This is a genomic window from Pseudonocardia sp. DxW, assembly GCF_058448985.1.
The window spans coordinates 176201-201410 of sequence record NZ_JBZFLK010000007.1 but is presented as its reverse complement, the minus strand read 5'-3'; the positions used below and the strand labels follow the sequence as shown (position 1 = coordinate 201410).

At 73.3% G+C, this 25210-nt stretch carries 25 protein-coding genes; 15 read left to right on the top strand and 10 right to left on the bottom strand.

Annotation, left to right across the window (positions count from 1 at the left end; translation table 11 throughout):
* Positions 1-110 precede the first annotated feature (110 nt).
* Genes ACVJO7_RS13345 through ACVJO7_RS13335 form a run of 3 tightly spaced genes read left to right on the top strand, consistent with a single transcriptional unit; the run spans position 111 to position 2883 of the window.
* Entirely contained in the window at positions 111-476 is a 366-nt protein-coding gene (locus tag ACVJO7_RS13345) for a YraN family protein (RefSeq protein WP_491673124.1), read from the top strand.
* Entirely contained in the window at positions 476-1990 is a 1515-nt protein-coding gene (locus tag ACVJO7_RS13340; protein ID WP_491673123.1) for a YifB family Mg chelatase-like AAA ATPase, read from the top strand. The genes ACVJO7_RS13345 and ACVJO7_RS13340 overlap by 1 nt, the downstream gene beginning before the upstream one ends.
* Positions 1987-2883 (top strand): DNA-processing protein DprA, encoded by an 897-nt coding sequence (locus tag ACVJO7_RS13335; RefSeq protein WP_491673122.1) that lies wholly within the window; start codon positions 1987-1989, stop codon positions 2881-2883. Before ACVJO7_RS13340 ends, ACVJO7_RS13335 begins: the two co-directional genes overlap by 4 nt.
* Here the strand turns inward: ACVJO7_RS13335 and ACVJO7_RS13330 are convergent.
* From ACVJO7_RS13330 to ACVJO7_RS13320, 3 genes are read right to left on the bottom strand one after another with little or no spacing between them, the layout of a single operon-like run.
* The gene (locus ACVJO7_RS13330) at positions 2873-3469 is read right to left on the bottom strand and encodes a hypothetical protein (RefSeq protein WP_491673121.1); all 597 of its coding nucleotides are present in this window, start codon (positions 3467-3469) and stop codon (positions 2873-2875) included. The genes ACVJO7_RS13335 and ACVJO7_RS13330 overlap by 11 nt on opposite strands.
* Positions 3466-5928 (bottom strand): tyrosine-type recombinase/integrase, encoded by a 2463-nt coding sequence (locus tag ACVJO7_RS13325; protein WP_491673120.1) that lies wholly within the window; start codon positions 5926-5928, stop codon positions 3466-3468. The genes ACVJO7_RS13330 and ACVJO7_RS13325 overlap by 4 nt, the downstream gene beginning before the upstream one ends.
* Positions 5925-7085: a tyrosine-type recombinase/integrase gene (locus tag ACVJO7_RS13320; protein WP_491673119.1), complete on the bottom strand. Its 1161-nt coding sequence runs from the start codon at positions 7083-7085 to the stop codon at positions 5925-5927. The genes ACVJO7_RS13325 and ACVJO7_RS13320 overlap by 4 nt, the downstream gene beginning before the upstream one ends.
* A gap of 109 nt (positions 7086-7194) precedes the next feature.
* Between ACVJO7_RS13320 and ACVJO7_RS13315 the strand changes: the two genes are divergently transcribed.
* From ACVJO7_RS13315 to ACVJO7_RS13305, 3 genes are all read left to right on the top strand, one after another.
* A complete protein-coding gene (locus ACVJO7_RS13315) occupies positions 7195-7527 on the top strand; it encodes a hypothetical protein (protein WP_491673118.1) in 333 nt (110 codons plus the stop codon).
* 31 nt (positions 7528-7558) lie between these two features.
* Entirely contained in the window at positions 7559-8497 is a 939-nt protein-coding gene (locus ACVJO7_RS13310; RefSeq protein ID WP_344028588.1) for a tyrosine-type recombinase/integrase, read from the top strand.
* A 142-nt stretch (positions 8498-8639) separates the two neighbouring features.
* The gene (locus ACVJO7_RS13305) at positions 8640-9596 is read left to right on the top strand and encodes a FliA/WhiG family RNA polymerase sigma factor (protein WP_491673117.1); all 957 of its coding nucleotides are present in this window, start codon (positions 8640-8642) and stop codon (positions 9594-9596) included.
* A gap of 74 nt (positions 9597-9670) precedes the next feature.
* Here ACVJO7_RS13305 and ACVJO7_RS13300 read toward each other — a convergent pair whose 3' ends face one another.
* Entirely contained in the window at positions 9671-10063 is a 393-nt protein-coding gene (locus tag ACVJO7_RS13300; protein WP_491673116.1) for a M23 family metallopeptidase, read from the bottom strand.
* Positions 10064-11099: 1036 nt separating this feature from the next.
* Here ACVJO7_RS13300 and rpsB point away from each other — a divergent pair.
* From rpsB to ACVJO7_RS13275, 5 genes are all read left to right on the top strand, one after another.
* Entirely contained in the window at positions 11100-11984 is an 885-nt protein-coding gene (gene rpsB, locus ACVJO7_RS13295) for a 30S ribosomal protein S2 (protein ID WP_344030190.1), read from the top strand.
* Positions 11985-12092: 108 nt separating this feature from the next.
* Complete coding sequence (gene tsf / locus ACVJO7_RS13290) at positions 12093-12908, top strand: translation elongation factor Ts (protein WP_491673115.1); 816 nt, start codon at positions 12093-12095, stop codon at positions 12906-12908.
* 103 nt (positions 12909-13011) lie between these two features.
* The gene (frr, locus tag ACVJO7_RS13285) at positions 13012-13569 is read left to right on the top strand and encodes a ribosome recycling factor (protein WP_344030195.1); all 558 of its coding nucleotides are present in this window, start codon (positions 13012-13014) and stop codon (positions 13567-13569) included.
* A gap of 6 nt (positions 13570-13575) precedes the next feature.
* Entirely contained in the window at positions 13576-14511 is a 936-nt protein-coding gene (locus ACVJO7_RS13280) for a phosphatidate cytidylyltransferase (RefSeq protein ID WP_344030198.1), read from the top strand.
* A complete protein-coding gene (locus ACVJO7_RS13275) occupies positions 14508-15269 on the top strand; it encodes a class I SAM-dependent methyltransferase (RefSeq protein ID WP_491673114.1) in 762 nt (253 codons plus the stop codon). The genes ACVJO7_RS13280 and ACVJO7_RS13275 overlap by 4 nt, the downstream gene beginning before the upstream one ends.
* Positions 15270-15287: 18 nt before the next feature.
* Here the strand turns inward: ACVJO7_RS13275 and ACVJO7_RS13270 are convergent, their stop codons facing one another.
* The gene (locus ACVJO7_RS13270; RefSeq protein WP_491673113.1) at positions 15288-15773 is read right to left on the bottom strand and encodes a Rieske (2Fe-2S) protein; all 486 of its coding nucleotides are present in this window, start codon (positions 15771-15773) and stop codon (positions 15288-15290) included.
* A 188-nt stretch (positions 15774-15961) separates the two neighbouring features.
* On the opposite strand from ACVJO7_RS13270, the gene ACVJO7_RS13265 reads away from it, so the two are divergent.
* From ACVJO7_RS13265 to ACVJO7_RS13255, 3 genes are all read left to right on the top strand, one after another.
* Positions 15962-16540 carry a hypothetical protein gene (locus tag ACVJO7_RS13265; protein ID WP_344030207.1) on the top strand — a complete coding sequence of 193 codons (579 nt, stop codon included), beginning with the start codon at positions 15962-15964 and terminating at the stop codon, positions 16538-16540.
* 32 nt (positions 16541-16572) lie between these two features.
* Entirely contained in the window at positions 16573-17685 is a 1113-nt protein-coding gene (gene rlmN, locus ACVJO7_RS13260; protein WP_344030210.1) for a dual-specificity RNA methyltransferase RlmN, read from the top strand.
* Positions 17686-17752: 67 nt separating this feature from the next.
* Complete coding sequence (locus tag ACVJO7_RS13255; RefSeq protein ID WP_491673112.1) at positions 17753-18376, top strand: DUF1345 domain-containing protein; 624 nt, start codon at positions 17753-17755, stop codon at positions 18374-18376.
* A gap of 43 nt (positions 18377-18419) precedes the next feature.
* On the opposite strand, the gene ACVJO7_RS13250 is transcribed toward ACVJO7_RS13255, so the two are convergent.
* The 4 genes from ACVJO7_RS13250 to ACVJO7_RS13235 are packed head-to-tail and all read right to left on the bottom strand — an operon-like array spanning position 18420 to position 22833.
* Entirely contained in the window at positions 18420-19544 is a 1125-nt protein-coding gene (locus ACVJO7_RS13250; protein WP_344030216.1) for an ABC transporter ATP-binding protein, read from the bottom strand.
* 30 nt (positions 19545-19574) lie between these two features.
* Positions 19575-20456: a carbohydrate ABC transporter permease gene (locus ACVJO7_RS13245; RefSeq protein WP_344030219.1), complete on the bottom strand. Its 882-nt coding sequence runs from the start codon at positions 20454-20456 to the stop codon at positions 19575-19577.
* Positions 20456-21427, bottom strand: coding sequence for a carbohydrate ABC transporter permease (locus tag ACVJO7_RS13240; RefSeq protein ID WP_491673111.1), 972 nt, complete (start codon positions 21425-21427; stop codon positions 20456-20458). The genes ACVJO7_RS13245 and ACVJO7_RS13240 overlap by 1 nt, the downstream gene beginning before the upstream one ends.
* Complete coding sequence (locus tag ACVJO7_RS13235) at positions 21424-22833, bottom strand: ABC transporter substrate-binding protein (RefSeq protein WP_491673110.1); 1410 nt, start codon at positions 22831-22833, stop codon at positions 21424-21426. The genes ACVJO7_RS13240 and ACVJO7_RS13235 overlap by 4 nt, the downstream gene beginning before the upstream one ends.
* A 199-nt stretch (positions 22834-23032) precedes the next feature.
* Here ACVJO7_RS13235 and ACVJO7_RS13230 point away from each other — a divergent pair, with 199 nt between their 5' ends.
* Complete coding sequence (locus ACVJO7_RS13230) at positions 23033-24019, top strand: LacI family DNA-binding transcriptional regulator (RefSeq protein WP_491673109.1); 987 nt, start codon at positions 23033-23035, stop codon at positions 24017-24019.
* 98 nt (positions 24020-24117) lie between these two features.
* On the opposite strand, the gene ACVJO7_RS13225 is transcribed toward ACVJO7_RS13230, so the two are convergent.
* A complete protein-coding gene (locus ACVJO7_RS13225; protein WP_491673108.1) occupies positions 24118-25188 on the bottom strand; it encodes an ATP-dependent DNA ligase in 1071 nt (356 codons plus the stop codon).
* Between the last annotated feature and the right edge of the window lie 22 nt (positions 25189-25210).

Below are 25210 nucleotides of genomic sequence, written 5' to 3'. Positions count from 1 at the left end.
GCGGTGCGGCACGGGGCCGCGGTTCCCGGTGCCCGTCCCCAGGTGCCCGATCCGTCCACAGGTCCGCGATCGGCGGGTGCGGGACGCCCGCGTGGCCCGATCGTGGACGCATGGCTGCGAAGGACGAGCTCGGCCGCCGCGGTGAGGACACCGCCGCCGAGTACCTACAGCGGGAGCACGGGATGGTCGTGCTGTCCCGCAACTGGCGGTGCCGGGCCGGCGAGCTCGACATCGTCGCGACCGACCGGGAGCGCCGGCTCGTCGTCGTCTGCGAGGTGAAGACCCGCTCCGGCACCCGGTTCGGCGAGCCCGCCGAGGCGGTCACCGCGTACAAGGTGCGGCGGATCAGGGGGCTCGCCCGGGAGTGGATGGCCGCCCACCGCCTGCCCTGGGCGGAGGTCCGGTTCGACGTCGTGGCCGTGCTGATGCCACCGCGCGGACCGGTGACGCTGGTGCACTATCCGGCGGCGTTCTGATGGGCCCGCCGGCGCGGGTGTGGTCGGTCGCCCTGCACGGGGTCGACGGTGTCCCGGTCGAGATCGAGACGGTGGTCGGGGGCGGGATCCCCGGGGTGCACCTGGTCGGGCTGCCCGACGCCTCGCTGCAGGAGGCCAAGGACCGGGTGCGGTCGGCGGTGGTGCACTCCGGGCGGGCGTGGCCGAACCAGCGGATCGTCCTGGCGCTGTCCCCGGCGACCCTGCGCAAGACGGGCTCCCGCTTCGACGTGGCACTGGCCTGCGGTGTCCTCGCCGCCACCGGGGCGATCCCGGCCGACCGGCTGCGCGGCACCGCGCTGCTCGGCGAGCTCGCGCTCGACGGCCGGTTGCGTCCGGTGCGCGGCGTGCTGCCGTGCCTGCTCGCCGCCCGGGAGGCGGGGATGGCGCGGGCGGTCGTGCCGCGTGCGGTGCTCGCCGAGGCGGCGTTGGTCGACGGGCTCGACGCGCGCGGCGCCGACCGGCTCACCGACGTGCTGGAGTGGGCGGCGGGGGAGCGCGAGCTGGACCGGGCCGGCCCGCCGGACACCGCGGGCCACGGACCGGCGGTCCCCGAGCTGTCCGACGTGCTCGGGCAGGACGACGCGCGGCGGGCCCTGGAGATCGCCGCCGCCGGCGGGCACCACCTGCTGATGGTCGGCCCGCCCGGGACCGGCAAGACGATGCTGGCGCAGCGGATCGTCGGCCTGCTCCCCGAGCTGGGCCGGTCCGAGGCGCTGCAGCTGGCCGCGATCCGCTCGGTCGCCGGGCGGCTCGGGGACTCCGCGCCGCTGAGCGTGCTGGCGCCGTTCGTGGCGCCGCACCACTCGGCGTCGATCGCGGCGCTGCTCGGCGGCGGCAGCGGGGTGGCGCGCCCCGGGGCGGTGTCGCTGGCCCACCGGGGCGTGCTCTTCCTCGACGAGTGCCCGCACTGGCCGGCGACGGCGCTGGACTCGCTGCGGACCCCGCTGGAGGAGGGTGAGGTGCGGCTGTCCCGGGCCGACGGGACGGTCCGGTACCCGGCGCGCTTCCAGCTCGTGCTGGCCGCCAATCCCTGCCCGTGCGCGCCGCCGGTCGACCGGGACTGCCGGTGCCGGCCCGACGTCCGCCGCCGCTACCTGGCCCGGCTGTCCGGGCCGCTGCTGGACCGGGTGGACCTGCGCGTGCAGATGTCCCCGGTGACGGTGCTGGCGGCGGCCGACGAGCGCGGCGAGGACACCGCAACCGTCCGGGCCCGGGTCCTGGCGGCGCGGGGGGCCGCCGCCGAGCGCTGGTCGGCCGACGGCTGGCGGTGCAACGCCGAGGTCCCCGGCACCGTGCTCCGGTCCCGCTTCCTGCTGCCCCCGGCGGTGCTGGCCGCCCTGCAGGCGCGGCTGGACGCGGGGGAGCTGAGTGCGCGCGGAGCGGATCGCGCGATGCGGGTGGCATGGACGCTGGCCGATCTCGCCGGTGCGGCCCGGCCCGGCCGGGCCGACGTCGACGCCGCGCTCTACTTCCGGGACCGGGGTGCCGCATGACCGCGGCGACCGCACCCGCGCCGGTGCCCGAGGAGATCATCCGGGCGCGCGCCTACCTGCTGCGCACGGTCGAGCCGCCGAGCCGGCTGCTGGTGCACCTCGTCGAGCGGCACGGCCCGGTCGAGGCCGCGGATCGGTTGCGCCGGGGCGCGGTGCCCGGGGCGTTGCTGGAGCGGGCGGCGGCCCGGCGGGGGGCCGACAGCTCCGAGGCCGATCTCGCGGTCGCCGCGGCGGCCGGGGCCCGGCTGCTGGTGCCGGAGGACCCGCAGTGGCCCGGCTGGCAGTTCGCCGCGTTCGGCACCGCCCGGCGGGCCGATCTCGCCCCGCCGGTGGCGCTGTGGGCCCGTGGCCCGGCGGACCCGTCCGCGCTGGCGGACCGGTCGGTGACCGTCGTCGGGGCCCGGGCGGCGACCCGGTACGGCCTGCACGCGGCCGCCGACTTCGCCTCGGTGCTCGCCCGCAGCGGCGTCGCGGTGTTCTCCGGTGCCGCGTTCGGCATCGACGCCGCGGCGCACCGCGGTGCGCTGGCCGCGGGCGGCCGCACGGTCGCGGTGCTGGCCTGCGGCCCGGACCGGGTCTATCCGGCCGCGCACGCCGGGCTGATCGAGCGGATCGCGGCCACCGGCCTGGTCCTCACCGAGTACCCGCCCGGCGCCACCCCGGGCAGGCTCCGTTTCCTGGTGCGGAACCGGCTGCTGGCCGCGCTCGGGGCGGGCTGCCTGGTGGTGGAGGCGGGCCACCGCAGCGGCTCCCGGCGGACGGCGTCGGACTCGGTGGCGCTCGGGCGCCCGCTCATGGCCCTGCCCGGCCCGGTGACCTCGGTTATCTGGGGTCTGTCAAGTGGTTCGCCTGTTCCTGCTGGGATTTCGGGTGTCAACGACGTCAGCGAATAGACGGATCAGCCGCGGGGCGGAGGTCGGTGACGTTGTCGCTGTGCCGTGTGAGGTCGCGCAGCGCAGTGCGTTCGACGGCGAGGTCGTCTTCGAGTCCACGGACCGTCTCGCGTAGTTGCTCGACGGTCCGGTTCAGGTCGGAGTTCTGAGCGATGAGTCGCGTGAGTTCGTGCCCGCGCTGCTCGTAGAGTTCCCGCAGCCGGGTCTCGTCGCGGAGTTCGATCTGAGCCGCCAGCCCCGCGTCCAGTTTCTGGTTGAGCTGTCGGACCTCGTTCTTGAGGTGCTTGATGATGTCGGTGGCGCGGACCAGATCGGCCGTGCGGGCCGCGCGCAGCGGCTCACCGCCGTCGCCGGGGTGTTGTTCCTGGTGGCGGCGTAGGCGCTTGATGAGGTCGGGCTTGCTGTAGAGGAACTGGCGGCTCACCCGAGCCTGGGCGGCGAGGCCGGCGACGGTGAGCGGGTGGCCGTGCTCCTCGGCGCGGTCGAGCGCGGCCAGCACGGCGCGGTGTTTGCGGGCGCTGGTCTCGGCGCGCGCGTTCGCGAGTGCTGCTGCGTTCCCGGCGCGGGTGGCGGGGCTGGTCGTCATAGCTCTCTCACCTCGATCAGTTTCCCGGCCAGGGCTGCGTTGCGGGTGCGGCGCACCACCTCGGACATCGTGTCGATCTCCTGACGTTCAGCCTCGGGCATCTGCTCGAGGCGAGCGCGCATTGCAGCGAGGACGTTGTCGTAGTCGTTGATGAGCCCGCGTTGCGCGTCCAGGAGATAGCCGGCGGTGTCGGCCGCTTCGGCGATCCGCAGCTGGGAGCGGAGCTTGAGGATCTCCTTCTCGATCTCGGGGATGTGCGAGGGGTTGGGACGGAAGAACCCGCAGCCGGCGCACTGATATCGCAGTTGGCAGGCGGTCCCTCCGGCGGCGACGTTGCTCGGTTCGCTGCAGTCGCCGTAGGGCACCGGGGTGAGCTTCATCTGCACCCGGCCGCGCCCGATCCCGACCTGCTGGCCGCGGCGGTCGTGCGCGAGCGGGGCGAGCGCGGTGACGGCGCGGCGGCGGCGTTTCGAGCTGACCTGGTAGTAGCCCATCGTGGTCGACATCGAGATGTGGTCCATGAGCTGGCGCAGCACGTCGGGGTCGGTGCCGTTGTCTGCGTGCCGTTGCGCGTAGGCGCGGCGGAAGTCGTAGACCTGCACCGTGTCGAGGTCGAAGTCGACGGCGTTGCCGTCCTGGTCGAGGACTGGTCCGGGAACCGGCGGCAGCGACTGAACGTAGTGGTGAAGGATCTTGCCGAAGTAGCGCTCGCCGATGTGGGGAACGTGCTCGTCCTGCATCCGACGCCGCCCGGAGGGAAACAGATGCCGGGCGCGGATGCCACGCTGTTCTCGCAGCGCCTGCCAGGTGCGGATGGAGTCGAGCACGGGCGTCTCCACCGGCAGCTCCTTGATGACGCCGCCGGTCTTGTGGGCGGTGTAGCGCAGCAGCCAGCCGCCGTGGCGGTCCTGGACGAGGCAGTCGGCATCCAGCGAGGCGATCTCGCCGGGGCGACGGCCGGTCTCCATCAGCAGCTCCAGCACGCACCGATACATGTCCGAGTGCCGACCGACGTTCAGGGCTGCGGTGTGGGCACGCAGGTGCGCGATCACCGCGGTAGGGGTGACCCGATCGCTCTCGACCTTCTGATCGGTGCGGCCGCGACGCTGGGCCCCCCGCTTCTGGGCGGCGTAGTGCTGCGCGAAGCTCTCGGGGACCTCGGCCCAGGCCCCGACCGCGCGAGCGGCTCGGCAGAGCTCCCACCAGCTCGCCAGTCGCCCCTTCGCGGCGCTGGCCTGCCAGCGTTGCTCCACGCGGGCGACTGCGGCCGCCATGTCGTCATAGGACAATCGGGTCGGGTCCATCCCCGCGTCACTGCGCTTGGCAGCCACTGCGTGCGAGATTTCGGTGCAGGTCTCGAAGCACCGTTGAACCCTGACTCGCGGTTCCAGCGTCGACCCGAGCCAGGCCCGGAACCCGGCCGCCAGCCACGGCTGGATCAACAGGCGCATGTCCAGCGGCTCGCCGGCGAGGTCCGGATTCTGGTTCGAGTTGATCTTGCGCAGGGGCAGGTCCTGCAGATAGACCAAGTCCTCGCGCAGCGAGTCGTAGCCGGTGAACTGCCGCTGCGCCTTCTCCAGTAAGAGCACTCCGACGCTTCGGACGCCCTTGAGCCGGTGGGCGTGTGGGTGCGAACGCAAGCACTCCAGCAGGCTGGCGTGCCCGTCATGGCGGGCGTCCTGGATGAACGGGCGCAGCTTGCCCACCATCACTCGCCCGTATCCGCGGGCGGCGTACTGCTGGATGACGAACAGCAGCTCGGTGCGCATCGGCTCCGGCAGCGTCCGCAACGGCAGCTGGTGACGGTCGAGCACGTCGTCGGAGCGGACGTAGTGGTCGGGCGTGAGCGTGGCATCTCGCAGTCTGGCGGCCCGGAACCCGGTGTCGTGGAAGTCGCAGAGCCCGCTCGATGCTGACCGCGACAGGAACCGCTCGCAGGAGGGCACCCGGCAGGCGACCGTCGGGTGCAGCACCCGCCCTGGCGTGGGGGCGGCGAACTGCTCGATCAGCTCGTCGGTGACGCTCACGCCCCGGGCTCGGGCTTGCTTGCTCAACAGCACGTAGTGCGAGACACACAGACCCCGGGAGCTGCGGGCTCTGCCGCACCGAGCGCCCGTGTCGTCCCGGACCGTGCACTGCTCGAATCCCCAGGTGGAGCGCCGCTCGGCCGGGTCAGTCTTCGGCCGTTCCCGGGCGTACTCCTCGACCGCGAGACCCAACTGGTTCGCCCGCCGGCGACACGACAGGCAGAACGCGACCCGGCTCGCCGGATTGCCGCAGCCCTCCCGCCGGCAGACCTTGAGGTCGTTGAACTCGTTGAACGGGTCGATCGTCAAGATCCCCGAGTCCGCATCCCACGTCCCGACCGGCCAGTCATCGTCGATCAACCCCGCCAGGAACGTGCGCCACCGCTCAGCCCGATCGGCGGGCAGCGGCAGGGGCACCGCGACGACGCTCACGACGGCACCTCCTGGATGCCGACCGCGGAGCGGGCCACGGCATCTCGCAGCGCCTCCTGCGAAGCGTGCGTGTAGACCAACGTCGAGGAGATCGAACGATGCCCGAGCAACACCTGCACGACATCCAGATCCAGCGCTTCGCCCTCGATCCCGCGCACCCATATCGTCGCCCGGGTGTGGCGCAGCAGGTGCGGGCGCACCCGCATCCCGAGTGCCCGGGAGATGCGCCGGAAGAGGTCCATGACTGCCGGGTAGCTCAGCGCCCACCCCGCGGTCGGCCCCTCCAACGCGACGAACACGTTCGGGCTGCGGTCCTCGCCCAGCAGCGTCAACCGCTCGCTGAGCAGCTCCTGGTAGGCCAGCGCGAGCCCGGCAGGCACCGGCACGACCCGCAGCGACTTCGCCCGCGCCCCGTTGCTCGAGACGTTGCGGACGATGTGCACGTGCGGACCTCTCACGCGGCACCCGTGCGCGGCATTCTCCGCTCGCAGATGCAGATCGTCACGGAACAGCGACAGCGCCTCACCGATACGTAACGCGCCGTAGTAGAGCAGCGCGACCAGGAACCGATCCCGTGGTCGTAACGGCAACGCCAGCAGCGCCTCCCGGTCTGCGGCCTCCGACAGCCACGGCGGCGCTGCCGCAACCTTGACCGACGGTGTCCGCAATGGCTTGGACCGCACGCTCCTCGTGTGGCCGTGCTCGCCGCCGCGCCGTCCCGGCCGTACGAACTGCTCATCGGTCAGCCGTTCGATCAGCGCTTGCGACACCAGCCCCTCCAGCGCCGCCCATCGATAGAACTCGACCAGCACCACCAGCCATGCCGCCACCGTTTCTGGCTGCCGCGGCCCGAGGGCACCGCCCGCGCGCAGCACCGGTGTCACCGCAAGATGGTTCTTCCACTGCACGAGCGTCGACGCGCGCACCTGTGTCCACTCCAGGCCCTGCGCCGGAAGCCAGCTCAGGAACCCGGCTACTCGCAGCCCATAGCTGCGAACGGTGTTCGGCGAGCTGCCCGACTCCTGCAGCGAACGCAGCCAGTCACACGCGCCTGCATGAATCAGGCCCTGCTCACGATCGAATACCACCGGAAGCACGTCGCCCGAGGACGACCGCACGCGCCGGAACGCGAACGTCCCCTTGGCCGTCACCGGCACCCCGCCCGACCTGTCACTGACATTCCCGTAGAACTGTCAGCCTTCGCCGCGATGGTCCCCGTGTCTGACAGTCGATACCAGTAGATCACCCCCGTAGATAACCTCGGCGATGTCGGTCGGCTGCCACGAGTTGGTCCGCAGCGGGCAGGCCGAGCTGGTCGGCAGACCGGAGGACGTGCTGGAGACCATCGGCAGGCTCGGCGTCGATCTCGCCCCGGAGCGGGTCGCCGAGCGCCGCCCGACCGACGGGCTCGCCCCGGGCACGCTCGCGGTGCACGACGCGCTGCCCGCCCGGGCCGCCTGCTCGGCCCGCCGGCTCGGCGAGATCGCGGGCGTCGCGCCGGACGCGGTGCGGATCGCACTGGTCGAGCTGGAGGGGCGGGGCCTCGCCGAGTACCACCAGGGGCTCTGGCAGCGCCCGGCGCGCCGGGACGGTCCTTGACCGGGCACCGCGGGGCGCGCACCGTCCGTGCATGGCGAGCACACGGCCCGGCGCGACCGATCCCGGCGACGGCTTGGCCCCGGAGGTCTCCTCCGCGGTGGCGGCGTTCGCCGGGCACCTGCTGCACGAGCGCGGCCGCTCGCCGCACACCGTGCGCGGGTACCGCTCCGATCTCACCGACCTGCTGCGCGACCTGCCCGGGCTCGGCGCGCTGGATCTCGACCACCTGCGCAGGCGGCTGGCCGCGACGCACGCCGCCGGTGCCGGGCGGGCGACGGTGGCCCGGCGCACGGCCGCCGCCCGGACGTTCTGTGCGTGGGCGGTCCGGACCGGGCGGCTCGCCCACGATCCCGCCGCCCGGCTCGGTTCCCCGGGCGCGGTCACGGTGCTGCCCGAGGTCCCGGCCGCCGACGAGGCGGCCGCCGTGCTGGACGCCGCGATCTCCGGGGCGACCGAGGACGATCCGGAGGCGCTGCGCGACCTGCTGGTCCTGGAGCTGCTCTACGGGACCGGGATCCGGGTCGCCGAGCTCTGCGGCCTGGACCTGGACCGGGTCGACGAGCCCGGTCGCACGCTGCGGGTCCGGGGCAAGGGCGATCGGGAGCGGACGGTCGTGTTCGGTATCCCGGCCGCACGGGCGGTGCGGCGCTGGCTGGAACGGGGCCGGCCCGCGCTGGCGACGCCGCGCTCGCCGGCGGCGCTGCTGCTCGGGGTGCGGGGCGGGCGGCTCGATCCGCGGGTGGCCCGTACCGTCGTGCACCGCGCGATGCGGGCGGTCCCGGGCGCCACCGACGTGGGGCCGCACGGCCTGAGGCACGCCGCAGCCACGCATCTCCTGGAGGGCGGAGCCGACCTTCGTTACGTACAGGAGTTGCTCGGTCACGCTACGCTGTCAACGACTCAGCTCTACACCCACGTGACCGTTGATCGGCTGAAGGTGGTTCATGACCAGGCCCACCCTCGGGCGTGAGGCGCCGCTCCCGGCGTCCGTCCGGCCTCCTGCGTTCCCCGACGCCCTGGCGTCCGCCCTCGACCGGGCCGTCGACGGTGCGCCTGCGCCCGTGGCTGGGCCACCCGCCCCCGTGCCACCCGCCCCTGCGCTGCCTGCCCCCGTGCTGCCTTCCCCGGTGCCGCACGCCGCGCTCGCCGCCGTCCCCGATCCGCCTGCGGGCGGCCCCCGGGAACCGGCCGGGCAGCGCGGCGGACGCCCGGGCCCGGCGCCCGTCCGGGCCGGCGGTCACGGCCGGATGGCCCTGGTCCCGGCGGGTGGCGCGACCGGCGACACGCCCGGGGCCGCGCGGGATCACCTGATCGAGACCGTCGACGCCGGCGAGGTGCCGCTGTGGCGCGCGTTCCTCGCGCACCGGTGCCCGGACGTCCGGCGCAGGCTCGTGGAGTGCCACGCCCGGCTGGTCCGGGGGGTCGGGACGAAGCTCGCCGTCCGGCTGCCCGCCTCGATCGAGCTGGCCGACCTGATGCAGTCCGGCACGTTCGGCCTGATGGAGGCTGTCGACCGGTTCGACCCGGTCCGCGGGGTCCGCTTCGAGGGCTATGCCGCCCAGCGGATCCGCGGGGCGATGCTCGACGAGCTGCGCGCCCAGGACTGGGTCCCGCGCACCGTGCGGGCCCGGATCCGGGAGGTCGAGCGGGCGCGCGACGTCCTCCAGTCCCGGGCGGGGCGGCCGACCACCGACCGGGAGCTCGCGGCCGAACTCGGCATCGGCGTGCGCGAGCTGCGCCACGCGGTCCGACCCCGGCACCTGATCAGCGCCGAGGACCTGGCGGAGAACGCGACGCCCGGCCACGACGGCTTGTCCGCCCTGGTCGGCGACGACTCGGGGGATCCCGCCCTCGTCACGGTCCGCCGGGAGACCTCGCAGGAGCTGAGGACGGCGATTGCGCAGCTCGGCGAGCGGGACCGGGTCGTCCTGCAGCTGTACTACCTGCAGAACCTGACGCTGGCCGAGATCGGGGTGCTGCTCGGGGTCACCGAGTCCCGGGTGTGCCAGCTGCACGCCCGGATGATCACCCGACTGCGCGGCCGGATGATGCACGCGATCGCCGGCTGACGGCCCGGTGGCACGGTGCCGGGCCAGGCCGAGCCGCCGGCCCCTGCCCGTGCGCCTGACCTGCCCGGCCCGCGTCACCCGGGCGTCGCGCCCGCCCAGGGCAGCAGCCGGACCCGCGGCGGGCGCAGCAGCACCAGCGGATCCAGATGGTCGAGCCGGTCGCGTCGCACACCCCAGTGCAGGCAGGCCGCGACCGGGCACCCGGGGTGGCCGGCCTCCAGCACCCCGAGCGGATCCCCGGGTGTGACGACGGTGCCCGCGGCCACGGTCGCCGTCACCGGCTCGTAGGTGCTGCGCAGGCCGTCCGGGTGGTCGACCGACACGACACCGCGCCCCGCGACCGGCCCGGCGAAGACGACGGTCCCCTCCCGCGCGGCGAGCACGGCCTGCCCCGGCCCGCCCGCGAGATCGGCGCCGCGGTGCCCCGGCCCGTAGCGGAACGTGGGAGCCCGGAACGCCCCGGCCACCACCGGGGGCGGATGCAGTGGCCAGGCGTACCGCGCGCCGGGAGCCGGGATCCCGGCACCCGCCGGGCGCGGCGGTGCGGGTGGGGCGACGGAGGTGACCGCCGGCCCCGGATCGTCCGGGAGCGCCGGACCGGGGGGTGGAACCGGGCCGGCAGGGAGCTCCGAGCCGGCAGCGGGATCAGGGGGAGCCGGGATGGCGGAGCCGGCCGGGGGAGCCGGGGGAGCCGGGGTGGCGGAGCCGGCCGGAGGAACCGGCGCAACCGGTCCGGCCGGGGCCGCCGAGCCGCGATCCCGGAGCGGGCCCGCGTGTGCTGACCACGGCCCCGCGCGCGCGGACTGCGAGCCGGCGTGTGCGGACGGCGCGGACCATGGCCCGGCGTGTGCGGACGGCGCGGACCGCGAGCCGGCGTGCGCGGACGGCGCGGACCACGAACCGGCGTGCGCGGACCACGGCCCCGCCGCGGCCGCCAGCGTGACCACCACGGCCACCCCGACCCCGACCGCGACCACCCGCGCAGCCCTCCGCCCGCACCCGCCCCGGACGCAGGGCACACCCCGCCCACCCGGGCCCGCCCGCGCCCGCCCCGGCGGGCCGGGCGCAGGACGCGAGGTCAGCGGTGCCGGATCCACCCCACGAGCCTGCGGCCACCGCGGCCCGCGCGACCGGCGGACCGCGCAGCTGTGGACGGATCCCGCACCTGTGGACACACCCCCGCGGGGACGGTGCGGCGCCGAACGGGCTCCGCCGCGATCGCCCGGACGGGCCGGGCGTACACTGGTACCCGCACCACGCTCTGTGTGGTGACTTCGCGCGCCCGCGTGCCCGCGTCGCCGTCTTTGCAGTGTCCCTGCAGGGTACGGCGCCGGGAGCGGAGGCCGGGCGGTCCCGTGGATCCGGTCGTCGAGCTCGTCTCGATGAGCGGGGAACCGGGTCCGGTCCCGCCGCGGGCGCCAGGGCGGTCCACCCCACCGGGGTCCCGCAGTGAACCGCACGCGCGGCGTCCGCCGCGCCCGAGAAGAGAGGTGAACGCAGGCCATGGCCGTCGTCACCATGAAGCAGCTGCTCGACAGCGGCGTGCACTTCGGGCACCAGACCCGTCGCTGGAACCCGAAGATGAAGCGCTACATCCTCACCGAGCGCAACGGCATCTACATCATCGACCTCCAGCAGACGCTGTCGTACATCGACCGCGCCTACGAGTTCGTGCGCGAGACCGTCGCACACGGCGGGACGATCATGTTCGTCGGCACCAAGAAGCAGGCCCAGGAGGCCATCGCCGACGAGGCCGGCCGGGTCAACATGCCGTACGTGAACCAGCGCTGGCTGGGCGGCATGCTCACCAACTTCCAGACCGTGCACAAGCGGCTGCAGCGCCTCAAGGAGCTCGAGGCGATGGAGCAGACCGGCGGGTTCGAGGGTCGCACCAAGCGCGAGATCCTCACGCTGACCCGTGAGAAGGACAAGCTCGAGAAGACCCTCGGCGGTATTCGCGACATGTCCAAGGTCCCGTCCGCCGTCTGGATCGTGGACACCAAGAAGGAGCACATCGCCGTCGGCGAGGCCCGGAAGCTGAACATCCCGGTCGTCTCCATCCTGGACACCAACTGCGACCCGGACGAGGTCGACTTCCCGATCCCGGGCAACGACGACGCGATCCGCTCCGCCGCGCTGCTCACCAAGGTGATCGCGAAGGCGGCGGCCGACGGCCTGGTCGCCCGCGGTGCCCGCCGCGGCGAGGGCGAGGCCGCCACCGAGCAGCCGCTGGCCGAGTGGGAGCAGGACGTGCTGGCCGGCACCGAGGTCGCCACCGACGGTGCCGCCATCGCCGCCGCGGGCAGCGACGGTGCCGCCGCGACCGGCGGCGACGGCGCCTCCGCCGCGACCGCGCCCGCCACCTCCAGCAACGGCACCCAGAACTGACCGTCCGGGGATCGGGCCCGGTGACCACCGGGCCCGATCCCCGGTGCCGTTGCCGGTGATTCCCGGGCGACCCATTCCCGTCACGACCCAGAGGACGAGAGACACCTGATGGCGAACTACACCGCCGCCGACGTCAAGCGGCTCCGGGAGCTGACCGGCTCCGGGATGATGGACTGCAAGAAGGCCCTGGAGGAGTCCGAGGGCGACTTCGACAAGGCCGTCGAGCTCCTGCGCATCAAGGGCGCGAAGGACGTCGGCAAGCGCGCCGAGCGCGCCACGGCCAACGGCCTGGTCGTCGCCGAGGGCGGCATCATGGTCGAGCTGGACTGCGAGACCGACTTCGTCGCCAAGTCCGACGACTTCATCGTGCTGGCCGAGAAGATCCTGAAGGCCGCCGTCGAGCAGAAGCCCGCCGACCTGGCCGGGCTGGCCGAGGCGAAGCTCGACGACAAGACCGTCGGCGAGGCCGTCCAGGAGCTGTCCGCCCGGATCGGCGAGAAGTTCGAGCTCAAGCGCTACGTGAACGTCGACGGCCCGACCGCCGTCTACCTGCACAAGCGTTCGACCGACCTGCCCCCGGGCATCGGCGTCGTGCTGTCCTACGAGGGCGGCGACGACGAGGCGGCCCGCAGCCTGGCGATGCACGTCGCCGCCGCGCGCCCGCAGTACACCACCCGCGAGCAGGTCCCCGACGATCTCGTCGAGAACGAGAAGCGCATCGCCGAGGCCACCGCCCGCGAGGAGGGCAAGCCCGAGCAGGTGCTGCCGCGGATCGTCGAGGGCCGGGTGAACGGCTTCTTCAAGGACATCGTGCTCCTGGAGCAGGCGTCCGTGCTCGACCCGAAGAAGTCCGTCAAGGCGGTCGCCGACGAGGCCGGCCTGACGGTCAAGGACTTCGTCCGCTTCGAGGTCGGCCAGGACTGATCCGGTCTCACCCCGCCCGGGCGGTGCGGTACGCGCCGCCCGGGCGGAGGGTGAGAGGATCGGTGTGGGAACAGCGAGTACGACAGGCCGGGGTGAAGCAACCGTGATCGACGAAACCCTCTTCGACGTCGAGGAGAAGATGGAGAAGGCCGTCACCGTCGCGCGGGACGACCTGACGTCCGTACGCACCGGCCGGGCGACGCCGAACATGTTCTCCCGGATCGTCGTCGACTACTACGGCGCCGCGACCCCGCTGAACCAGCTCGCGTCGGTCTCCATCCCGGAGGCCCGGATGGCCGTCATCAAGCCCTACGACGCCAGCCAGCTCAAGGCGATGGAGAAGGCGATCGCCGAGTCCGATCTCGGCGTCAACCCCAGCAACGACGGACAGATCATCCGGGTGATCATCCCCGCGCTGTCCGAGGAACGCCGCCGCGACATGGTCAAGGTCGCCCGCGGCAAGGGCGAGGACGCCCGGGTCGTCGTCCGCGGTCTGCGCCGTAAGGCGATGGACGAGCTGCACCGCATCCAGCGGGACGGCGAGGCCGGCGAGGACGAGGTCGTGCGCGCCGAGAAGGAGCTGCAGAACCTCACCGACCGGTACGTCGCCCAGGTCGACGAGCTGGTGAAGAACAAGGAATCCGAGCTCCTCGAGGTCTGACGCCCGGTGACCCCTTCTCCCGACGCCGCCGTCCCCGTGACGTCCGACCTGCCCGGTGAGGCACCGGCGGGCGCCGCGGCCACGGCCGGCGAGCCCCAGCTGGTCCGCGGGATGAAGGGCTACAAGCGGTCCCGGCTGGGCCGCAACCTGATCGCGGCGATCGCCGTCGGTGTCGGGCTGGGCGCGATCATCCTGCTCAGCCTGCTGATCGTGCCCGAGGGCTTCGTCGTCGTGCTCGCCGCGGTCACCGCGATCGGCACCTGGGAGCTGGCCGGCGCGCTGCGCCGCGGCGCCGGGATCCGGGTCTCGCTGCCGGTGCTGCTGGCCGGTGGGCAGGCCGTCGTCTGGCTGTCCTGGCCGTTCGGTGTGCGCGGCGCCGCGATCGCGCTCACCGCGACCGTCCTCGGCTGCCTGATCTGGCGGATGCGCGAGGGCGCCGCCCACTTCGTCCGGGACATCGGGGCGTCGCTGTTCGTCGCGGTCTACGTGCCGCTGCTGGTCGCCTTCGCGGTCCAGCTGACGGTCGCCCCGCAGGGCGTCGGCCGGGTGCTGACCTTCCTGCTCTGCGTGATCGCCTCCGACGTCGGCGGGTACGCCGCCGGGGTGGTCGCCGGCCGGCACCCGATGGCGCCGACGATCAGCCCGAAGAAGTCCTGGGAGGGCTTCGCCGGTTCGCTGGTCGCGGGCATGATCGCCGGGTCGCTGTGCGTGGCGCTGTTCTTCGGCGTCCCCTGGTACTGGGGGATCCTGGTCGGCGCCCTGCTGGTCGCCACCGCGACCCTCGGCGACCTGGTGGAGTCGCTGGTCAAGCGCGACCTCGGGATCAAAGACATGGGCACCCTGCTGCCGGGCCACGGTGGCCTGATGGACCGGCTGGACTCGTTGCTGCCCACCGCGTTCGTAGCCTGGGCGGTGCTCGGGCTCGTCGTCCCGGTCGCGTGAGCCGGAGCTACGCCGGCTTCGGCGGGCAACCGCGGCCGGGCCCGGCCATCCCGAGCCCGAACATCTGGAACTGGCCCGAGATCTACGAGATCGAGAACCGCGCGCAGGACGCCGACGGCACCCTCTGGTCCGCCCTGCGCGAGGAGACCGGCGGCTGGGCCGGGCGGGACGTCGTCGACGTCGGCTGCGGCGACGGGTTCCACCTGCCCAGGTTCGCCGACGACGCGGCCACCGTCACCGGCGTCGAACCGCATCCGCCGCTGGTGCGGCGGGCCCGCCGCCGGTGCGCCGGCGACGACCGGATCACCGTGCTCGAGGGCGGGGCGGAGGCGCTGCCGCTGTCGGACGCCTCCGCCGACCTGGTGCATGCCCGCACCGCGTACTTCTTCGGGCCGGGCTGCGAGCCGGGCCTGGCCGAGGCGCAGCGGGTGCTGCGCCCCGGCGGCGTGCTCGCCGTCGTCGACCTGGACTTCACGTCCCGGCCGTACGGCACCTGGCTGCGGGCCGAGCTGCCCCGCTACGACCCGCCCGCGGTGGACCGGTTCTTCGCCCGGCACGGGTTCGCGCTGCGCCGGGTCGTCGCGACCTGGCGCTTCGAGCAGCGCTCCGACCTGGAGGAGGTGCTGCGCATCGAGTTCTCGAAGCGCACCGCCCGCCGCGCCATCGACGACGTCGCCGGGCTGACCCTCCGGGTCGGCTACCGGGTGCACACCCGGCGCCGGGCCACGACCGGCCCGGCCGGGCTGATCCTGCCCTGACGCCGGGCCCGGGCGGGCTCAGGCGAGGGTGATCGTCCCGTCGGCGACGGTCACCGGCCGCGACTCCAGCGGCTGCCGGGCCGGCCCCTGCAGCACCGCACCGTCCAGGCCGAACCGGCTGTCGTGGCACGGGCACACGATCACGCCGCCGGCCACCGAGCCGACCGCGCAGCCCTGGTGCGGGCAGACCGCGGACAGGCCGGTGAACTCGCCCTCGGTCGGCTGGGTGACCACGATCTGCTCGTCGGAGTAGATGGTGCCACCGCCGACCGGGACCTCCGAGGCCGGGCCGAGCTCGGTGCCCGGCGCGCCGTCGGGGACGTCGCCGGTCTGCTGCTGGCCGCCGCCGTCGTCGGTGGTCGTGGTGCCGCCGCCACAGGCCGCGACCGCGCCGATCGCGACCGCCGCGCCGGCGCCGGCGAACACGGTGCGCCTGCCGACTCCGGGCCGGGTCGCGCGGGGGACGTCGTCGGTCACCGGTCGTGCCTTCTCGGGGTGGGTCATCGTGCTCCTCGACGTGCGCCGGACCGGTCCGGCCTCGGTGGTGGTGTGCCGGGCGGGGTTCGGGGCCCACCCGAGCGGTCAGCGTCCCACGATGTCCGATTTCCGGTGGGGTGGGCGTCAAGCCCGACCGCTCACCGGCGGCGGGGGAGTGGCGGCGAACGGGCGACCGGTCTCGCTACCGTGGACCCATGCCGTACACCACGCGTCAGCCCTCGCTCGGTGTGCCGGCCCCGAGCCTGGAGATCGTCCTCGGCACGCTGGCCTGGACGGTCGGCGCCGGCGGTCTGGCCAGCGGGTTCGGCACCGTGCTCGTCGCGCTCGGCCTGTTCCTCGCCGCCTACATGTGGGTCGTCCGGCGGCGCAACGCCGCGATGGCCGTCACCCTGCACCCGGAGCGCAAGCGCCGGATGCAGCGGCTGATCCTGATCGGTGTCGCCGGCCTCGTGCTGCTGCCCGCGATCCTGGGGCTGGTCGGCTACCGGGAGATCTCGATCGCGGTGTCCGCCGCGCTGGTCGGGGTGCTGCTCATCCAGGCGTCCACCGTGCTGGAGGAGCGCAGCCTGGTCGCCACCGGCGCCCTGGTGCTGCTGATCGCCGCGTTCGGCGCGTTCCTCGCGCTGACCTGGACCGGCCAGGGCACCGGCTCCTCGCAGCCGGTGATCGGGCTCGGCGCCGGCATCGTGCTGTGGGTGGCGGCGCTGCGCAGGCTCGGGATCCTGGAGGACCTCGCACGGCGCTACAACCTGCGGATCCCCGGCCTGCGGTAGCCCGGCGCCGGGCTGGCACACTGGTGGGTGCCATGTCCAGCCTCCCGCTCGTCTTCGACGCCCCCCGCCGCGGCACGCCGCCCCGCCATCTCGCCGATCTCGACCCGGCGGAACGGGCGGCCGCCGCCGCCGACCTCGGGGTGCCGAAGTTCCGCCTGGACCAGCTGTCCCGGCACTACTTCGGCCGGCTGACCGCCGACGTCGAGGCGATGACCGATCTCAACGCCGACGCCCGCGGCAAGCTCGGTGCGCTGCTGCCGCCGCTGGTCACCCCGCTCACCGAGCAGGCCTGCGACGGTGGCGCCACCCGCAAGACGCTGTGGCGCGGCCACGACGGCGTGCTCGCCGAGATGGTGCTGATGCGCTACCCGGACCGGGCCACCGTCTGCATCTCCAGCCAGGCCGGCTGCGGGATGGCCTGCCCGTTCTGCGCGACCGGCCAGGGCGGTCTGCAGCGCAACCTGTCGACGGCCGAGATCGTCGACCAGGTGCGCCGGGCCGCCGCCGACGCCCGGGACGGCGTGCTGGACGAGCCGACCCGGCTGTCGAACGTGGTGTTCATGGGCATGGGCGAGCCGCTGGCGAACTACAAGCGGGTGGTCGCCGCCGTCCGCCGGATCACCTCGCCCGCCCCGGACGGGTTCGGCATCTCCGCCCGCGGCGTCACCGTCTCCACGGTCGGGCTGGTCCCGGCGATCGACCGGCTCCGCGAGGAGGGCATCCCGGTCACCCTGGCGGTCTCCCTGCACTGCCCGGACGACGAGCTGCGCGACACCCTGGTGCCGGTCAACAACCGGTGGAAGGTCGGCGAGGTGCTCGACGCCGCCCGCCGCTACGCCACCACCACCGGCCGCCGCGTCTCGATCGAGTACGCGCTCATCCGGGACGTCAACGACCAGCCGTGGCGCGCCGACCTGCTCGGGAAGCTGCTCCGGCAGCGGATCGGCACCTCCCGGGTGCACGTCAACCTGATCCCGCTCAACCCGACCCCGGGCAGCGAGTGGGACGCCTCGCCGAAGCCGGTCGAGGAGGAGTTCGTGCGCCGGGTGCGGGCCGCCGGCGTCGCCTGCACCGTGCGGGACACCCGCGGCCAGGAGATCGACGCCGCCTGCGGCCAGCTCGCCGCCTCGCACCCGGCCGGGTGATCCCCGGCGACCGGCGGCCGTCGCCGGGCTAGGTTGGTCCGGTGCGGCACCCGACGAGGAACGGTCCGTGAGCGCACGACTGTCCCTGATCACCTCCCGGGTGATCGAGTTCGCACTGGTGCTGCTCGGCGTCGCCGTGTTCATCGACGAGAACCTGGCGATCCTGCTGCTCTGGGACCTGCTCGCCGTGCTCTACCTGACGATCCGGGTGCGGCGGCTGGTCCGCAGCGCCCGCGACCGCGGCGGGACCGACGGCGGCTGGCTGCGGTCCGCGCTCGGCGGGCGCAGCGGGTTCCTGCTCACCACCATCACCAGCCTGGCCGGCATCACCGCCGGACTGATGATCGTGATCGGCGACCCGGACCCGGACCTGGAGCTCGCCGGTCAGCTCGCCGCCGTGCCCGCGGTGCTGCTGGCCTGGGCGATCCTGCACTTCGGCTACGCCGAGCGGTACGCCCGCGACTACTACGCGGCGCTGCCGGAGCGGATCCTGGTCTTCCCCGGCACCGACCGGCCGACGCTGGTCGACTTCGCCTACTTCTCGTTCGGCGTCGGCACCTCGTTCAACGTCTCCGACGTGCAGACCAACGGCTCGGCCGTCCGGTTCCGGCTGCTGGCGCACAGCGTGCTGGCGTTCGTCTACAACGCCGCGATCCTGGCGATCGCGATCGGCGTGATCAACGACCGGTGACGGCACCGCCCGGCGGCCCCCTCGCGCCGCCGGGCGGGCGTGCTCACAGGCGGGCGCCGGTCTCCGGGTGGAACAGGTGCAGCCCCTCCACCGACGGCGTCAGCGCCACCCGGTCCCCGCGGCGCGCCCCGGACCGGCCGCCGGTCCGGACCACGACCGCGTCGTCCTTCGAGCCGGTCAGCGACGCGGTCGCGGACAGGTCCCCGGACGACTCGGCGAGGGTGCCGTAGAGGTAGGCGTCCGATCCCAGCTCCTCGACGACGTCCACCCGGGCCGGGATGCCCTCGCCGCCGTCGGAGCCGACGCTCCACTGCTCGGGCCGGATGCCGAGGGTCACCGTGGTGAGCTGCTGGGCGCCGATCGTCGACCGCACGTCCTGCGGCAGGCCGATCTCGTGCCCGGCCAGCCGCACGCCGCGCTCGGTGACGGGCACGGTGAACAGGTTCATCGACGGCGAGCCGATGAAGCCCGCGACGAAGGCGTTGTCCGGCCGGTCGTAGAGATCGGCCGGGGTGGCGAACTGCTGCAGCTTGCCGTCCGCGAGCAGCGCGACCCGGTCGCCCATCGTCATCGCCTCGACCTGGTCGTGCGTGACGTAGACGGTGGTCACCCCGAGCCTGCGCTGCAGCGCGGCGATCTCGGTGCGCGTCGACACCCGCATCTTGGCGTCCAGGTTGGACAGCGGCTCGTCCATCAGGAAGACCCGCGGCTCGCGGACGATCGCCCGGCCCATCGCGACCCGCTGCCGCTGCCCGCCGGACAGCGCCCGCGGCTTGCGGTCGAGGAAGTCGGTGAGCCCGAGGATCTCGGCCGCCTCGCGGACCTTCGTCGCCCGCGCGTCCTTGTCCAGGCCGGCCATCTTCAGCGGGAACGCCATGTTCTCGCCGACCGTCTTGTTCGGGTAGAGCGCGTAGTTCTGGAACACCATCGCGATGTCCCGGTCCTTCGACGGCACGCCGACCATGTTCTCGCCGTCGATCCGGATGGCGCCGCCGTCGATCTCCTCGAGCCCGGCCAGCATCCGCAGTGCGGTCGACTTGCCGGAGCCGGACGGCCCCACCAGGACAACGAACTCGCCGTCCTCCACGGTCAGGTCCAGCCGGTCGACCGCCGGCTTGGCGCCCGGGGTGTAGATCCGGCTCGCCTGGTCGAACACCACGTCAGCCACGGCGGGTTCCTCTCTGAACGGGACGGGGGCTCACTTGACGGCCCCGAAGGACAGGCCCTGCACCAGCTTGTTCTGCGCGATCCAGCCGATGATGACGACCGGTAGCGCGGCCACCGTGGCCGCGGCGCACAGGCTCGCGAAGTACAGGCCCTCGGAGGTGATGAAGCCGACCAGGTAGACCGGCACGGTCGCGGCCTGGGACGCGGTCAGGTTCACCGCGAAGAAGAACTCGTTCCAGCTGAAGATCATGCAGATCAGCGCGGTGGCGGCCATGCCGGGCGAGATGATCGGCAGCACGACCTCGCGCAGCGACCGCCACAGCGAGGCGCCGTCCATGCTGGCGGCCTCCAGGAGCTCCTTGGGGACCTCCAGGAAGAACGAGCGCATCATCCAGACCGCGATCGGCAGGTTCATCGCGGTGTAGAGCACGACCAGGGTCCAGATGTTGTCCAGCGCGCCGATGAAGTTCACCGCGACGTAGATCGGCACGATCGCGGCGACGATCGGCAGCATCTTCGTCGAGATGAAGAAGAACAGCACGTCCTGGGTGCGCTTGACCCGGCGCAGGCTCAGCGCGAACGCCGCCGGCGTGCCGAGCAGCAGCACCAGCGCGGTCGACATGAGCGTCGCGAACAGCGAGTTCAGCAGGTACGGGGTGACGCCGCCGCCGAACACCCCGGCGAACTGGTCCAGCGTCGGGGTGAAGAACAGGGTCGGCGGGTCGGTGTAGGCGTCGCGCTCCTGCTTGAACGCGGTGAGCACCATCCACAGCACCGGGAAGAAGAAGCCGATGCCGACGACCCAGGCCAGCACCGTCAGCAGGGTGCCGGTGGCGCGGCCGGTCGGCCGGGCGGGGGTGCCCGCGCCCGGCGTCGTGCGGGTGTCCCGGGCGTCGTCGGAGACCGCGGTCATCACGCCTCCTCGGTGGAGAAGCTACGGAAGATCAGGCGCAGGGCCAGGGTGGCGACGATGATCGTCGCGACCACGGTCACCACGCCCATCGCGGCCGACTCGCCGATGTCGAAGCCCAGGAAGGCGCGCTGGTAGATGTAGAACGGCAAGTTCGCGCTCGCCGTCCCCGGGCCGCCCTGGGTCATCATGTAGATCGTGTCGAACGTGTTCACCAGGTAGATCGCGCCGAGCACGACGCCCAGCTCGATGAACCGGCGCAGGTGCGGCAGGGTGACCTCGCGGAACACCGCGAAGCCGCCTGCCCCGTCCATCCGGGCCGCCTCGACCACCTCGGGCGGCTGCGAGCCGAGTCCGGCGAGCAGCAGCAGCATCATGAACGGCGTCCACTGCCACACCAGCGCGACGATCACCGCGGCCCGTGGGTAGCTGGAGATCCAGTCGGTGGTGCCGGCCCCGAACGGCCCGAGGACGAAGTTCACCAGGCCGTAGGTCGGGTCGAACATGACCGTCTGCCAGATCAGCGCTCCGGCCACCGGGGTGATCAGGAACGGCGTGATGATCAGCGTCCGGATCAGGCCGCGCCCCGGGAAGCTCCGGTTGAGCAGCAGCGCGATCGCCAGCCCGAGGACCATCGCGATCAGCACCGAGCCGAGCGTGAGGACGATCGAGCTCAGCGCCACGCCGCGGAACTGCGAGTCGGTGAACACCGTCACGTAGTTGTCGAAGCCGACGAACCGCTGGCTGCCCGGGTTGACCAGGTTCCAGGACTGCGTCGAGTAGTAGATCGTGAACAGGAACGGCAGCTGCGTGACGACGATCGTGAAGATCAGCGCGGGCAGCAGCGGACCGCGCCGGATCCAGCCGTCCCGGCGCGAGCCGGGACCGGCCGCGGGCCGCCCGGGCTTCGACGGCGCGGGTTCGGCGACGTCGGCCGTGCCGCTGCGCGGGGTGCTCGTCTCCGAGGTGCTCACGGGTTCACCCCCTCCTGCTCCTGGTAGCTCTCGCCGACGGTCTCGGCGTAGTTCTGGGCCTGTTCGAGGGCCTCGTCGACGGTCTGCTGACCGGCGATCGCGGCCGAGATCTGCTGGCTGACCCGGGTGCCGAGGTCCTGGAACTCCGGGATCGCGAGGAACTGCACGCCGGTGTAGGGGACCGGGTCCCGGGTCGGGTTCTCCTGGTCGGCGTCGGTGATCGCCCGCTGGGTCTGCGGCGCGTAGGCCGCCGACGCCTCGATGTACTCGGGGATCTCGTAGGTCGACCGGCGGGCGCCCGGCGGCACCGAGGTCCAGCCGAACTCCTCGCCGACGAGCTGCTGGTAGGGCTTCGACGTCATCCAGGACAGGAACTTCCAGGTCGCGTCGACCTGCTCGGGACCCTTGTCCGCGGTGGTCTGCGGGATGGCCAGCGCCCACGAGTACAGCCAGCCGGACGGGCGGCCGTCGTCGCCGACCGGGGCCGGGGCGTAGCCGACGTTCCCGACGACCTGGGACTCCTCGGGGTTCTCCACCAGGCCGGCGGCGACGGTGGCGTCGTACCACATCGCGGCGTTGCCCTGGCTGAACTGGGTGCCGCACTCGGAGAAGCCGGCCTGCGCCGAGCCGGGGATGCCGTTCTCGCGCACCATGTCGACGTAGAACTGGACGGCCTCGCGGACCTCGGGCGAGGTCAGCTGGGCGTTCCACTGCTCGTCGTACCAGCGACCGCCGAAGGCGTTGATCACGGTGTCCAGCGGGGCCATCACCTCGCCCCAGCCGGGCAGCCCGCGCAGGCAGATCCCGGAGCGGTTCTGGTCCCGGTCGGTGAGCCGGTCGGCGAACTCGGCGACCTGCGGCCAGGTCGGCTGCTCGGGCATGGTCAGCCCGGCCTCGGCGAACAGGTCCGTGCGGTACATCAGGAACGACGACTCGCCGTAGAACGGCACCGAGTACATGTGGCCGTCGGGGCCGGAGAGCGCGTCCCGGATGCTGGGGGTGAAGTCGTCCTGGTCGTAGCCCGGGGTGTCGGCCATCAGCGGGTCGAGATCGACCAGCCAGCCGTTCTCGGCCCACTGCGGGGTCTCGTAGTTCGAGATCATCACGGCGTCGAACTCGTCGCCGCCGGTGGCGACCGACGCGGTGATCTTCGCGCGGGCCTCGTTCTCGGACAGGCTCACGAAGCGCAGCCGGATGTCCGGGTTCTCGGCCTCGAAGCGCGGGGTGAGCGCGATCGCGTCCTCCATCTGCGGGTTGGAGACGATCGCGATGGTCACCACCCGGGCGCCCTCCGGCAGGCCCAGCGCACCGGCGCCGGCGCACGCGGAGAGGACGAGTGAGAGGGCGGCGAGCAGGGCGGCGGCGACGGCGGGCCGTCGGCGGCGGGTTGTGGTCCCGGGGGTCACGGCGACTGGTTCCGTTCGGCTCGGCCGTTCCTCACGGCGCTCTCCTCGTCGTCGAGGGGTGTGATCTTCTGGCAAACACTGTGATTCTGCACACGTCCATTCGGTGGACTCGTGTACGGTATGCGCGAAGTAACCGCTTGCGCAAGCGCTTGCCTGCATCGGGCGGTCGAACCGTGACCGGAGGTGCACCATCGCGACCATGGCCGAGGTCGCCCGGCTCGCCGGGGTGTCCACCGCGACCGTCTCGCACGTCCTGAACGGCACCCGCCCGGTCCGGGAGGACACCCGCAGGCAGGTGCTGGCGGCGATGGAGAAGGTGCAGTACACGCCGAACGCGGCGGCCCGGTCGCTGGCCACCGCCCGCACCCGCACGCTCGGGCTCGCGCTGTCCGCGATCTCCAACCCGTACCTGGGGGAGCTGCTGCACGCGGTGGAGGACGAGTCCGCCGCGGCCGGCTACACGCTGCTGCTCGCCGACCCGCACGACGACCCCGGCTACGAGGCGACCGCCGTCGCCCGGCTGCGCAGCCGGGTCGACGGGGTGCTGCTCGCGCCGTCCGCGGACTCGGCCGGCACCCTGGCCGCGCTCGCCGCGCAGAAGGTGCCGACGGTGCTCGTGGACCGGATGCTCGGCGGCGGGCACGACGAGGTCGGCACCGAGAACGTCGAGCCGGTGGCCGGGCTGGTGGAGCACCTCGCGGCGGCCGGAAACAGCCGGATCGGCTACCTCGCCGGGCACGCCGGGCTGGCCACCACGGTCGAGCGGCTGGCCGGGTACCGGCTCGGGCTGCAGCGCGCCGGACTGACGTACTCGCTGGTCGTGGAGGGCCACTCGGAGGCGGAACCGGCCCGCCGGGCGGTTCGCGGGCTGCTGGACCGGCCGGACCGCCCGGCCGCGCTGGTCACCGGGAACAACGCGATGACGATCGGCGCGGTGCAGGCCGCGCACGACGTCGGCCTGCGCATCCCCGGCGACATCGCGCTCGCCGCGTTCGACGACTTCCCGTGGGCGGACGCGTTCAGCCCGCGGCTGACCGTGGTCGCGCAGCCGTTCGCCCGGATCGGCCGGGAGGCGGTGCGGCTGCTGCTGCGCCGGATGGCCGAGCCCGACGCCGAGCCGCGGTCGGTGCGGCTGCCCACCCGGTTCGTGCACCGCGAGTCCTGCGGCTGCCCGCCCCGACCATGATCTCTGTTCCGGGAGTCCCGGAGCGTGATCCGGGCAGCGCGGCGTCGCGGGGCGGGCGGGATCGGCGGAACGGGTTCGCCGGAGCGAAGGGCCCGGGGTCAGCCGCGGCCGGCCAGCACCTCACCCAGGTCGAAGCGCACCGGGCGTTCCAGCTGCTCGTAGGTGCACGACCCCGGCTCCCGGTCCGGGCGCCACCGCACGAACTGGGTGGTGTGCCGGAACCGGGCCCCCTCCATGTAGTCGTAGCGCACCTCGACCACCCGCTCCGGGCGCAGCGGCACGAACGACAGGTCCTTGCCCGCGTTCCACCGGCTGCCCTCCGACTTGCGCGGCGTGCGCTCGCCCTCCAGCTGCTTCGCCCAGGCCCACGGGTGCGAGTCGAAGTCGGTGACCAGCGGTGCCAGCTCGGTCATCAGCTCGCGCCGCCGCGCCATCGGGAACGCGCCGACCACGCCGACCGACGCCAGCACGCCGCGCTCGTCGTACAGGCCGAGCAGCAGCGACCCGATGGCGTCCGGCCCGGACTTGTGCACCCGGTACCCGGCGAGCACGCAGTCCGCGGTGCGCCCGTGCTTGACCTTCGTCATCACCCGCTTGTCCGGCTGGTAGGTGCCCTGCGGGTCCTTCGCGATCAGCCCGTCCAGGCCGGCGCCCTCGAAGCGCTCGAACCAGCGTCGCGCGGTGCCGGTGTCGTCGGTGATCGGGGTGAGGTGCACCGGCGGGGCGGCGTCGGCGAGCGCCTCCTCCAGCCGGGCCCGGCGCTGCGCGAACGGCAGCCCGGTGAGGTCCTCGTCGCCGAGCGCGAGCAGGTCGAACGCGACGAACGACGCCGGTGTCTCGTTCGAGAGCAGCGTGACCCGGCTGGCGGCGGGATGGATCCGCTGCTGCAGCGCCTCGAAGTCGAGGGTGTTGTTCGCCCGGTCGGCGACCACGATCTCCCCGTCGATCACCGCGCGCGGCGGGAAGTTCGCCAGCACCGCCTCGACGACCTCGGGGAAGTAGCGGGTCATCGGTCGCTCGTTGCGGGAGCCGATCTCGACCTCGTCGCCGTCCCGGAAGACGATCGAGCGGAAGCCGTCCCACTTGGGTTCGTAGAGCCGTCCGTCCGGGATCGACGGCGCGGGCTTGGCCAGCATCGGCTTCACCGGGGGCATCACGGGCAGGTCCACGGCGGGCAGTCTCCTCTCGGTC

Bases quoted from the DNA above. Each gene is read 5' to 3' on its own strand.
- ACVJO7_RS13345 (WP_491673124.1), top strand. From the start codon at position 111: ATGGCTGCGAAGGACGAGCTCGGCCGCCGCGGTGAGGACACCGCCGCC.
- ACVJO7_RS13335 (WP_491673122.1), top strand. From the start codon at position 1,987: ATGACCGCGGCGACCGCACCCGCGCCGGTGCCCGAGGAGATCATCCGG.
- rpsB (WP_344030190.1), top strand. From the start codon at position 11,100: ATGGCCGTCGTCACCATGAAGCAGCTGCTCGACAGCGGCGTGCACTTC.
- ACVJO7_RS13245 (WP_344030219.1), bottom strand. From the start codon at position 20,456: ATGACCGCGGTCTCCGACGACGCCCGGGACACCCGCACGACGCCGGGC.
- tsf (WP_491673115.1), top strand. From the start codon at position 12,093: ATGGCGAACTACACCGCCGCCGACGTCAAGCGGCTCCGGGAGCTGACC.
- rlmN (WP_344030210.1), top strand. From the start codon at position 16,573: ATGTCCAGCCTCCCGCTCGTCTTCGACGCCCCCCGCCGCGGCACGCCG.
- ACVJO7_RS13230 (WP_491673109.1), top strand. From the start codon at position 23,033: ATGGCCGAGGTCGCCCGGCTCGCCGGGGTGTCCACCGCGACCGTCTCG.
- ACVJO7_RS13265 (WP_344030207.1), top strand. From the start codon at position 15,962: ATGCCGTACACCACGCGTCAGCCCTCGCTCGGTGTGCCGGCCCCGAGC.
- ACVJO7_RS13340 (WP_491673123.1), top strand. From the start codon at position 476: ATGGGCCCGCCGGCGCGGGTGTGGTCGGTCGCCCTGCACGGGGTCGAC.
- ACVJO7_RS13310 (WP_344028588.1), top strand. From the start codon at position 7,559: ATGGCGAGCACACGGCCCGGCGCGACCGATCCCGGCGACGGCTTGGCC.
- ACVJO7_RS13270 (WP_491673113.1), bottom strand. From the start codon at position 15,773: ATGACCCACCCCGAGAAGGCACGACCGGTGACCGACGACGTCCCCCGC.
- ACVJO7_RS13330 (WP_491673121.1), bottom strand. From the start codon at position 3,469: ATGACGACCAGCCCCGCCACCCGCGCCGGGAACGCAGCAGCACTCGCG.
- ACVJO7_RS13315 (WP_491673118.1), top strand. From the start codon at position 7,195: ATGTCGGTCGGCTGCCACGAGTTGGTCCGCAGCGGGCAGGCCGAGCTG.